At 62.3% G+C, this 10235-nt stretch carries 12 protein-coding genes; 4 read left to right on the top strand and 8 right to left on the bottom strand.

Annotated elements, in window-relative coordinates:
• Positions 1-786: PfkB family carbohydrate kinase (locus E5W87_RS01280; protein WP_292393209.1), on the top strand; the 786-nt coding region annotated here is incomplete at its 5' end.
• Between the two features lie 24 nt (positions 787-810).
• Here the strand turns inward: E5W87_RS01280 and E5W87_RS01275 are convergent.
• Positions 811-1134 (bottom strand): TfoX/Sxy family protein, encoded by a 324-nt coding sequence (locus tag E5W87_RS01275; RefSeq protein WP_292393207.1) that lies wholly within the window; start codon positions 1132-1134, stop codon positions 811-813.
• Positions 1135-1224: 90 nt separating this feature from the next.
• On the opposite strand from E5W87_RS01275, the gene E5W87_RS01270 reads away from it, so the two are divergent.
• A complete protein-coding gene (locus E5W87_RS01270; RefSeq protein WP_292393206.1) occupies positions 1225-1722 on the top strand; it encodes a GFA family protein in 498 nt (165 codons plus the stop codon).
• Positions 1723-1845: 123 nt separating this feature from the next.
• Here E5W87_RS01270 and sufA read toward each other — a convergent pair whose 3' ends face one another.
• From sufA to E5W87_RS01235, 7 genes are all read right to left on the bottom strand, one after another.
• Entirely contained in the window at positions 1846-2226 is a 381-nt protein-coding gene (sufA, locus tag E5W87_RS01265; protein ID WP_006206001.1) for a Fe-S cluster assembly scaffold SufA, read from the bottom strand.
• 93 nt (positions 2227-2319) lie between these two features.
• Complete coding sequence (locus E5W87_RS01260) at positions 2320-2712, bottom strand: SUF system Fe-S cluster assembly protein (RefSeq protein WP_292393203.1); 393 nt, start codon at positions 2710-2712, stop codon at positions 2320-2322.
• Between the two features lie 5 nt (positions 2713-2717).
• Positions 2718-3959, bottom strand: a complete 1242-nt coding sequence (locus E5W87_RS01255) for a cysteine desulfurase (protein WP_292393201.1) — start codon at positions 3957-3959, stop codon at positions 2718-2720.
• Positions 3960-4012: 53 nt separating this feature from the next.
• The gene (sufD, locus tag E5W87_RS01250; RefSeq protein WP_292393200.1) at positions 4013-5281 is read right to left on the bottom strand and encodes a Fe-S cluster assembly protein SufD; all 1269 of its coding nucleotides are present in this window, start codon (positions 5279-5281) and stop codon (positions 4013-4015) included.
• A 43-nt stretch (positions 5282-5324) separates the two neighbouring features.
• On the bottom strand, positions 5325-6080 hold the full coding sequence (gene sufC, locus E5W87_RS01245; RefSeq protein ID WP_292393198.1) for a Fe-S cluster assembly ATPase SufC: 756 nt from the start codon (positions 6078-6080) through the stop codon (positions 5325-5327).
• Between the two features lie 29 nt (positions 6081-6109).
• On the bottom strand, positions 6110-7627 hold the full coding sequence (sufB, locus tag E5W87_RS01240) for a Fe-S cluster assembly protein SufB (protein ID WP_292393196.1): 1518 nt from the start codon (positions 7625-7627) through the stop codon (positions 6110-6112).
• A gap of 187 nt (positions 7628-7814) precedes the next feature.
• On the bottom strand, positions 7815-8978 hold the full coding sequence (locus tag E5W87_RS01235) for a cysteine desulfurase family protein (RefSeq protein WP_292393194.1): 1164 nt from the start codon (positions 8976-8978) through the stop codon (positions 7815-7817).
• Positions 8979-9219: 241 nt separating this feature from the next.
• Between E5W87_RS01235 and E5W87_RS01230 the strand changes: the two genes are divergently transcribed.
• Both E5W87_RS01230 and E5W87_RS01225 read left to right on the top strand, forming a co-directional pair.
• Complete coding sequence (locus E5W87_RS01230; protein ID WP_095489603.1) at positions 9220-9894, top strand: alpha/beta hydrolase; 675 nt, start codon at positions 9220-9222, stop codon at positions 9892-9894.
• Positions 9895-9899: 5 nt separating this feature from the next.
• Positions 9900-10235, top strand: a 336-nt coding sequence (locus E5W87_RS01225) for an FMN-binding negative transcriptional regulator (protein WP_292393168.1), incomplete at its 3' end; no start/stop codon positions are given.

Genomic DNA, 10235 nt, shown 5'->3' with positions numbered 1-10235 from the left:
GCCGTGCGCCGCGGCGTTTCCGGCTCGCTGCTTTCGGTGCGCGGCGGCGATGTTCTGGCCGATACGGTCTCGCGCGCCATCCATGCTGCCGGCATTGCCGATCTGTCCGTGGTGTTCCTCGATCGCACGACGCCGAGCAACACGATGCTGATCGACGGCGACGGCGCGCTGATCGTCAGCCTTGCCGACATGACGCTCTATGATCTGGCGCTTCCCAAGCAGATCCGCCGAGCCAAGGTGCGCGAGGCGATCAGCACTGCCGATGCGGTCCTGTGCGACGCAAACCTGCCGTCGACGGCGCTGGAGCGGCTGGTAGCGCTTGCCGCCGGCAAGCCGGTCTTCGCCCTCGCCGTCTCACCGGCCAAGGTCGTGCGACTCGCGGCAGTGTTCGGCAGTCTGGCGCTGCTCTTCATGAACCGGCGCGAGGCCATCGCACTCGCCGATGTCGGTATCGGCGCTGCGGAGCAAGACATCGCCGACGGCCTGAAGCGCGCCGGCCTCAGAAGCGGCGTGGTGACTGCGGATGACGGTCCGGTGCTGGGTTTCGACGAGGCCGGCGCCTTCTCGATCCTGCCACCAAGAAAGGTCGCGCACGGCGCCGCCGATGCGCTGGCGGGCGCAACGGTCGCCGCCCTGCTGCGCGGCCTGACGCTGCGCGCGGCGCTGCGTGAAGGCGTTGCCGCGGCAATGCTTGCGGTCGAAAGTGCCGAACTTGTGCCGGCTTCTACGGCGGCGGCCTTTGCCGAGGCGCTGGCCCTTGTGCCCGAGGCGCAGGACCTGGCATGAGGTGATGGCCAGCGGGGAGGCAGCCTACTTACCGGCCCGCAGCCCCGCCTCATAGGCCCGGCGTGCCCAGACCGCCATCTCATCCGGATCATCGAAGGCACTGTCGGGAATGCTCCAGTATGGCATAGACACGAGTTTGCCATGCCTCGAGCCGGTGTAGGTCCACTGCGTGCAGCCGGCTTCTGCGAAATCGGTCATGCTTTCGGCGTCGGCCTTCAGCAAAAGTTCGCCGCGAAGGACGATGGCGACGATAACGCCGTCGAAGTAGATGCCCTTGCCGCCGAACAGCTTGCGGATGCTGACCGGGCCCAAGCCTTCGAAAAGTTCGGCGATGCGTTCGTTTTCCATGCCACGATCATGTCATCGGGATTTCCCCTTGTCATCGCCGCAACCGGCACCATCCTGACAAGTTGAAACCAATTTCGTCGGAGTTTTTTCATGCCGCTTCTGCTTAAAGGGTCCTGCCGGTGCAATGCTGTTCGCTTCGAGGTGGAAAGCCACACGCCGGTGCCGTTCATGCTGTGCTACTGCTCGATCTGCCGCAAGCAGCAGGGCGGCGGTGGCTTCGCCATCAATCTCGGCGCCGATTTCGATACGCTGAAAATCAAGGGCAAGCGCAACATTGGCGTCTATCAAGCCGAAATCGAGGACGATGAGCATCCGCAATGCGAGATCTCGTCAGGCGAGCGGAATTTCTGCCGGAAATGCGGATCGGCACTGTGGCTCTACGATCCGACTTGGCCGGAGCTGGTCCACCCCTTCGCCTCGGCGATCGACACAGACCTGCCGAAACCGCCTGACAAGGTGCACCTCATGCTGAAATACAAGGCGAACTGGGTCGAGCCTGAGATCGGCGAGGGCGACAAGGTTTTCGATGTCTATCCGGAAGAGTCGATCGCCGGATGGCACAAACGAACGGGAATGTGGGTGGACTAGGTCCATCTCCCCGTTCACGGTGCCGGCAGGCAGATGAGGGGTGGCGCATACTTAGAGAGGCTGGCGCTGCCCCTCATCCGGCCCTTCGGACCACCTTCTCCCCGTGAACGGGGCGAAGGAAAATCACGCCGAAGCGCGCGCCTCGGCCAAGGCCTTCAGATCAGCCGGCTTGAGCTCAACCGATTCGCCGCAACCGCAGGCCGAACTCTGGTTCGGGTTGCGGAAGGTGAAGCCGGTGCGTAGCGTCGTCTGCTCGAAATCCATCTCGGTGCCGAACAGGAAAAGTGCGGCCTCCGGCGCGACGTAGACATGGGCGCCGTCGCGCTCGATATGGTCGTCCTTGGTGTTAGGCTCGGTCACCAGGTCGACCGTATATTCCATGCCGGCGCAGCCGCCCTTCTTGATGCCAAGGCGAATGCCGTGCGCATTCTCACGGGTTGCGACGATCTCGCGAACCCGGTCGGCGGCCTTTTCGGTCATCGTGATGACGGCGAAGCGTCCCATCTTTTTCTTTCTCCATTGCGTGCAGGTTCAAGGCCTGCCGAATGATTCTTCACCTAAAATGGTGAAATTTTCTGCCCGGCGCAAGTACGCCCATTAATACCAGCCCACCGCCACCTGCGCCTCTTCCGACATGCGGTCGGGCGACCAGGGCGGATCGAAGGTCATGTTGACCTCGACGCCGGAAACGCCTTCGACGGCGCCGACGGCGTTCTCGACCCAGCCAGGCATTTCGCCGGCCACCGGGCAGCCCGGCGCGGTCAGCGTCATGTCGATCTTGACCGAGCGGTCGTCTTCGATGTCGATCTTGTAGATCAGGCCGAGCTCGTAGATGTCGGCCGGAATTTCCGGATCGTAGACTGTCTTGAGCGCCGAGACGATGTCGTCGGTCAGCCGCGCCAATTCGTCGGCAGGAATGGCCGAGGCGGAAACCAGACCGTTGGCAGTCGTTTCCGAAGTGGTCTCAGCGGTATGGCTGGCATCATCCATGATCGTCACCCGAAGAACTTTCGCGCTTTTTCGAGCGCATCTGCCAAAGCGTCGACTTCGGCCCTGGTATTATACATGCCGAACGACGCCCTGCATGTGGAGGTTACGCCGAAGCGTTTCAACAGCGGCTGGGCGCAATGGGTGCCGGCGCGGACGGCGACGCCTTGCCTGTCGATCACCATCGACACGTCGTGGGCATGAATGCCCTGCAACTCGAAGGAGATGATGGCGCCCTTATCCGGCGCGTCGCCGAAGATGCGCAGCGAATTGATGGCCCGCAGCCGCTGATGCGCATAGTCTTTCAGATCGGCCTCGTGCGCGGCGATGCGCTCGCGGCCGATCTTTTCCATGTATTCCAGCGCAGCGCCGAGCCCGATCGCCTGCACGATCGGCGGCGTGCCGGCCTCGAAGCGGTGGGGCGGATCGTTGTAGGTGACGATGTCTTGCGTCACCTCCTCGATCATCTCGCCGCCGCCCATGAATGGGCGCATGCGCTCCAGCATGTCTTTCTTGCCGTAGAGCACGCCGATGCCGGAGGGACCATAGACCTTGTGGCCGGTGAAGACGAAGAAATCGCAGTCGAGATCCTGGACGTCGATCGGCATATGCACGGCGCTCTGGCTGCCGTCGACCAGCACCGGAATGCCGCGCGCATGCGCGATGCGGACGATCTCCTTGATCGGCGTCACCGTGCCCAGCGCATTCGACATGTGCGTGATGGCGACGAGCTTGGTGCGGTCCGTCAGCCGCTTCTCGAACTCTTCGATATGGAAGATACCGAGATCGTCGACCGGCACCCAGACCAGTCTGGCGCCTTGGCGCTCGCGGATGAAATGCCACGGCACGATGTTGGAATGGTGCTCCATGATCGAAAGGACTATTTCGTCGCCCTCGCCGATATTGGGCATGCCATAGCCGTAGGCGACGGTGTTGATCGCCGACGTCGTGTTCGAGGTGAAGACGATGTTGTCGGTGCTTGGCGCGTTGAGGAACCGGCGAACCGTCTCGCGCGCCTTCTCATAGGCATCGGTCGCGGCATTCGACAGGAAATGCAGGCCGCGATGGACGTTGGCGTATTCCTGGGAATAAGCATGCTGGATGATGTCGAGCACGACCTGCGGCTTCTGCGCCGAGGCGCCATTGTCGAGATAGACCAGCGGCTTGCCGTAGACTTCCCGCGACAGGATCGGGAAGTCGCGGCGGATCGCCTCGACGTCATAGGGGATGTTTTCGACTTTCTGGTCCATCACAAGCTCTCTCGAGGCATCGCTTCATTCCGTCCAGCACCCCTCACCCACTTTTACCCGTGCGCCGCGAACCAGCCGTCGAGCCTCGTTTCCAGCGCCTCGACAATCGCCTCGTCGTCCAGTTCCTCGATCACCTCGGCGACGAACGCCTTCACCAACAGGCCACGGGCCGACTTCTCGTCGATACCGCGGGCCATCAGGTAGAACAGATGGCTGTGGTCGATCTCGGTGACGGTGGCGCCATGACCGCAGACGACGTCGTCGGCGAAGATCTCGAGCTCCGGCTTGGTCGAGAACTCGCCGTCGTCCGACAGCAGCAGCGTGTTGCAGGCCATCTTGGCGTTGGTCTTCTGCGCATATTGGTGGACGTTGATGCGCCCCTGGAAGACGCCGCGCGCTCTTCCCGTCACCACGTTGCGGATCACTTCCGTCGAAGCCGTGTGCGGCACGGCATGGTCGAGCACCATGGTCACGTCCGTATGGGTGTCGCCGGCAAGCAGGTTGATGCCGCGCAGCGTGAAATCGGCGCCTTCGCCTGTCGTCCTCACCACGATCTCCTGACGCACCAGCTTGCCGCCGGCATTCATCACGAACAGCGTCAGTTTGGAATTCTTCCCAAGATGCGCCTTGAACTGGGCAAGATGCGTGGCCGTATCCGGCTGCTCCTGCACGATCAGCCACGTCACCTCGGCGCCCTCGCCAAGCAGAAGCTGGCTGACCGAGCTGACGAGTGCGGCGCCCTCGCCCGTCTGGCGCTCGACGATGACAGCCTTGGCACCGGAACCAACGCGCACAGCCAGGCGCACATGGGTCTGGCCGCCGGCCTGCAGGTTCTGCAATTCGATCGGCTTATCCAGTTCGGCACCGTCGGCGATGTCGACAAAATAGCCGTCGGCAACGAAAGCGGTATTCAGCGCGCCGATGGCATCGTCGGCGCCATAGGGATCAAGCCCCGGCGCGATGCTGCCGTCAGTCAGTTTCTCCGACAGCCGCTGCACGGCGATACCTTCGATATCAGGCAGTTTCGCGCTCGACACGCCGTTCAGCACCGGCAAAACGGCGGACCCTTCGACAACAGGCGCAATGGCTTTCGCAGCGGCTGTGGGATCGAAATCCGGAACCGAAGTCAGCAGGCGGCGCAGGTCGGTGTAATGCCAGGATTCGATGCGCCGCGTCGGCAGGCCGCTCTTGATCGCCTCGATGGCGTCGTCGCGCTTCAGCATCACCGTGCCGTCGCCGGGCAGCAGCGACAGCCGGTCGCTGAAGGCGTCGATCAGCGCCGTTTCGGCCGGCGTTCGCTGGGGTGTCGTGTGTATATTCATCAGTTTCGCCTTGTTTGGCTTGCCTTCTGGGCCTTCTGGCATCTCACGCGGCTTGGCCGATCACGCCGGCATAGCCATTGGCTTCGAGGTCGAGCGCCAGCGACTTGTCGCCGGACTTGACCACCTGGCCTCTGTAGAGCACGTGCACACTATCCGGCACGATGTACTGAAGCAGGCGCTGGTAGTGGGTGATGATGACGATGGCGCGGTCTGGCGCGCGCAACGCATTGACGCCTTCCGAGACGATCTTCAGCGCATCGATGTCGAGGCCGGAATCCGTCTCGTCGAGCACGCACAGTTTTGGCTCCAGAAGCTTCATCTGCAGGATCTCGGCGCGCTTCTTCTCGCCGCCGGAAAAGCCGACATTGAGCGGCCGTTTCAGCATCGCCATGTCCATGTCGAGCAAGGCGGCCGCGTCCTTCACGCGCTTCAGGAATTCCGGGATCTTCAGCGGCTCCTCGCCGCGCGCCTTGCGCTGCTCGTTCATCGCCACCTTCAGGAATTCCATCGTCGCCACGCCCGGTATCTCCATCGGGTACTGGAAGGCGAGAAAGATGCCTGATGTGGCACGCTCGGCCGGATCCATTTCGAGGATCGACTGGCCGTTGTAGAGGATGTCGCCTTCGGTGACTTCATAGTCTTCGCGACCGGCGAGGATGTAGGACAGCGTCGATTTTCCCGAGCCGTTGGGTCCCATGATGGCGGCGACCTCGCCGGCTTTCACCGTCAGGTTCAGCCCGCGGATGATCTCGGTGCCGTCGTCGACGATGCGGGCATGGAGGTTCTTGATCTCAAGCATTTTTTCTTTTCCTGAAAATTTTTATCCGGTCAGCCGACCGAGCCCTCGAGGCTGATGCCGATAAGCTTCTGCGCCTCGACCGCGAACTCCATCGGCAGTTGCTGGATAACGTCCTTGACGAAGCCGTTGACGATCAGCGCGATCGCCTCTTCTTCCGGAATGCCACGCTGCATGACGTAGAACTTCTGGTCCTCGGAAATTTTCGAGGTGGTCGCCTCATGCTCGAACTGCGCCGTGGCGTTCTTGGCTTCCATGTAAGGCACGGTGTGCGCGCCGCACTGGTCGCCGATCAGCAGCGAGTCACAGTTGGTGAAGTTGCGGGCGTTGGTCGCCTTGCGGTGCGCCGAGACCTGGCCGCGATAGGTGTTCTGCGAATAGCCGGCGGCGATACCCTTGGAGATGATGCGGCTCGACGTGTTCTTGCCGAGATGGATCATCTTGGTGCCGCTATCGACCTGCTGATAGCCGTTCGACACGGCGATCGAATAGAACTCGCCGCTGGAATCGTCACCGCGCAGGATGCAGCTCGGATATTTCCAGGTGATCGCCGAGCCGGTCTCGACCTGCGTCCACGAAATCTTCGAACGGTCGCCACGGCAGTCGCCGCGCTTGGTGACGAAATTGTAGATGCCGCCCTTACCCTCGGCGTCACCGGGATACCAGTTCTGCACCGTCGAATATTTGATCTCGGCGTCGTCGAGTGCGATCAGCTCGACCACCGCGGCGTGAAGCTGGTTCTCGTCGCGCTGCGGCGCCGTGCAGCCCTCGAGATAGGAGACGTAGGCCCCCTCCTCGGCGATGATCAGCGTGCGCTCGAACTGGCCGGTGTTCTTCTCGTTCATGCGGAAATAGGTCGACAATTCCATCGGGCAGCGCACGCCCTTGGGCACGAAGACGAAGGAGCCGTCGGTGAACACCGCCGAATTCAGCGTCGCGTAGAAATTGTCGGAGGTCGGGACGACCGAACCGAGATATTTCTTCACCAGTTCGGGATGCTCGCGGATGGCTTCCGAGATCGAGCAGAAGATGACGCCGGCCTGCGCCAGCTCCTTCTTGAAGGTGGTGACGACGGACACGGAATCGAACACGGCGTCTACGGCGACGCGGCCCGACTTGTAGACATTGTCGCTGGGTTCCTCGAGCTCCGACGCGTCGGTCTTTTGCACGCCGGCGAGGATTTCCTGTTCCCTCAGCGGAATGCCGAGCTTCTCATAGACCTTCAGCAACTCGGGATCGACGTCGCTGAGCGAAGTCGGTCCTGGCGTGCTCTTGGGCGCCGCGTAATAATGGATGTCCTGGAAATCGATCTTCGGATAGTGGACGCGCGCCCAGGTCGGCGTCTCCAGCGTCAGCCAGCGCCGATAGGCTTCCAGACGCCATTCGAGCATCCAGGACGGCTCGTTCTTCTTCGCCGAAATGAAGCGGATGATATCTTCGCTCAGGCCCTTAGGGGCCTTGTCCATCGCGATTTCGGTCTGGAATCCAAATTTATACTGATCGACGTCGATCTTTCGAACCCGATCGATCGTGTCCTGCACAGCAGGCATAAGCGTTCTCCATCCACGCCGGGGTCAAGGCCCGGCAGTTTTCAAACTATGGCACCGCGAAACGAGTACCCGTGAGGCAACCGAGGCGGCGTAAGTTCCATATAGTGCGTTCCTGCCGGAAATTCACCCGGCCAAAACGAAACGCACGGCTCTACCAGGCCAGAAGGCCTGCGTTTGTTTGCCGCGCTCAGGCGGCTTCTTCCCTGCCTGCGCGGCGCGAGGCGATACCTGCCAGCGCAGTGCGGAACAGTTCGATGTCCTCGGCGCTCGTTGCGTGGCCGATGGACACGCGCAAAGCGCCAAGGCTGTCACTGTGTCGTCCCATGGCTTTCAGCACATGGCTCGGGCCGACCTTGCCCGACGAACAGGCGGAACCGGCCGACAGCGCCACGCCGGCGAGGTCGAAGGCGATCTGCGCCGTCTCGGCCTTGATGCCCGCAATAGCGAAGAATGTCGTATTGGCAAGCCTCGGCGCGCCGGTTCCAAAGATTTCCGCATCCGGCACCAGCGTTTTCACGATGGCCTCGATCTCGTCGCGGCGGCGAGCGACCGCTTCGATGCTGTTCAATCCGGTCAGGGCTTCGCGCGCCGCCGCGCCAAAACCGGCGATCGCGGCCGGGTTTTCGGTGCCACCACGATGGCCCTTTTCCTGGCCGCCACCGGTGACCAAGGGCCTTGGCATCATCAGGTCGGAGGCGGCGACGATGGCGCCAACGCCCTTGGGACCGCCGACCTTGTGCGAAGACAGAATCAAGTAATCGGCGTAACCCGCTGACATATCTAGCGGAATGCGACCGACCGCCTGCACGGCGTCAATAATCAGGATGCCACCCGCCGCCTTGACGATTTCGGCGATGCGGTCGACGGGCTGGATCACGCCGGTCTCGTTGTTGGCGGCATGGATCGCCACCAGCGGCAGGCCATCTGCCTTGTCGTGCGCGGCGAGCGCCGCCGCCAACGCGTCCAGCTTGATTATGCCGTTGCCCTCGACGCCGATCAGCGTCACCTGGGCTGCCGGGAAGCGCCCGCCATTCAGCACGCAAGGATGGTCGGCTTCGCAGACGTAGAGCCGGCTCATGCGGACAGTACCGCGCCCCATCTGCCAATCCGGCGTCAGCAGCGTCGAGGCGGCTTCCGTCGCACCGGAGGTAAACACGACATGCTCGGCCTTGGCGTTGACCAGCGCCGCCACATCGCGCCTTGCATTCTCGATCAGCCGCCGTGCGGCGCGGCCCTCGGCATGGACCGACGACGGGTTGGCGGCATCGAGCGCGGCAATCATTGCCGCACGCGCCGCGGCAAGCAGCGGCGCGCTGGCATTGTAGTCGAGATAGGCGCGTGGTCCGGCCATTTTCGCTTCAACTGGTCCCGTCAAAAGCCGTTTCGCGAGGATAGCGCGTTATTTCCTTGAAATTGCAAGGCAAGACGTCCTATTTACGCGGCGTGCGGCGTGGGTAGCCGAGCCATTACGCTTTGGCCACCCAGTTTTGAACAATTCTAAACTAGCTTCTAGAAAGACGCTCGCCCTGCGTCAAGGCCAGAGGAAGAGTTGTTCCGGGCGCCGCGCATTCTTATGCCATGTGGAGTATTTTATGCCTGAGGTCATTTTTACCGGTCCGGCCGGCCGCCTGGAGGGTCGCTATCAGCCTTCCAAGGAAAAGAGCGCGCCGATTGCCATCGTCCTGCATCCGCACCCCCAGTTCGGCGGCACGATGAACAACAAGATCGTCTACGACCTCTTCTACATGTTCCAGAAGCGGGATTTCACCACGCTTCGCTTCAACTTCCGCGGCATTGGCCGCAGCCAGGGCGAATTCGACCATGGCACCGGCGAATTGTCGGATGCAGCCGCGGCACTTGACTGGGTGCAGTCGCTGCACCCGGATTCCAAGAGCTGCTGGGTCGCCGGCTATTCGTTCGGCTCGTGGATCGGCATGCAGCTTCTGATGCGCCGGCCGGAGATCGAAGGCTTCATCTCGATCGCACCGCAGCCCAACACCTATGATTTCTCGTTCCTGGCGCCCTGCCCGTCGTCGGGTCTCATCATCCATGGCGACGCCGACAAGGTAGCGCCGCCAAAGGATGTTCAGGGACTGGTCGACAAATTGCACACGCAAAAGGGCATCACCATCACTCAGAAGACCTTGCCCGGCGCCAACCATTTCTTCTCCAACGATGCGGACCTCCTGCTCCAGGAATGCGCGGACTATCTCGATCGCCGGCTGGCCGGCGAATTGTCCGACCCGCGTCCGAAACGGCTGAGATAACAGCGATGTACCAGCCCCCTCATTTCCAGGAAACGCGGCAGGACGTGCTGTACGGGCTGATCCGGGCGCATCCGCTTGGCCTGCTGATCTCAAATGGAGCCGAGGGGCCGGTCGCCAACGCGATCCCGTTCCTGCTCGACGCCGATGTGCCGCCGAACGGCAGGTTGCGCGCGCATCTGGCGAGAGCCAATCCGCAATGGCGGCTGCTGGCCGACAGCCCGGCATCGCCTGTGCTGATCGTCTTCCAGGGCACCGATGCCTACGTGACGCCGTCCTGGTACGAGACCAAGCGCGAGACCGGCAAGGTCGTGCCGACCTGGAACTACGCCATCGTCCAGGTG

Origin of the sequence: Mesorhizobium sp., from assembly GCF_004962925.1 — a bacterium.
Taxonomy (GTDB): Bacteria; Pseudomonadota; Alphaproteobacteria; order Rhizobiales; family Rhizobiaceae; genus Mesorhizobium.
Note: the sequence above shows the minus strand (reverse complement) of the source record. Positions and strands in the feature narration are given on the sequence as shown.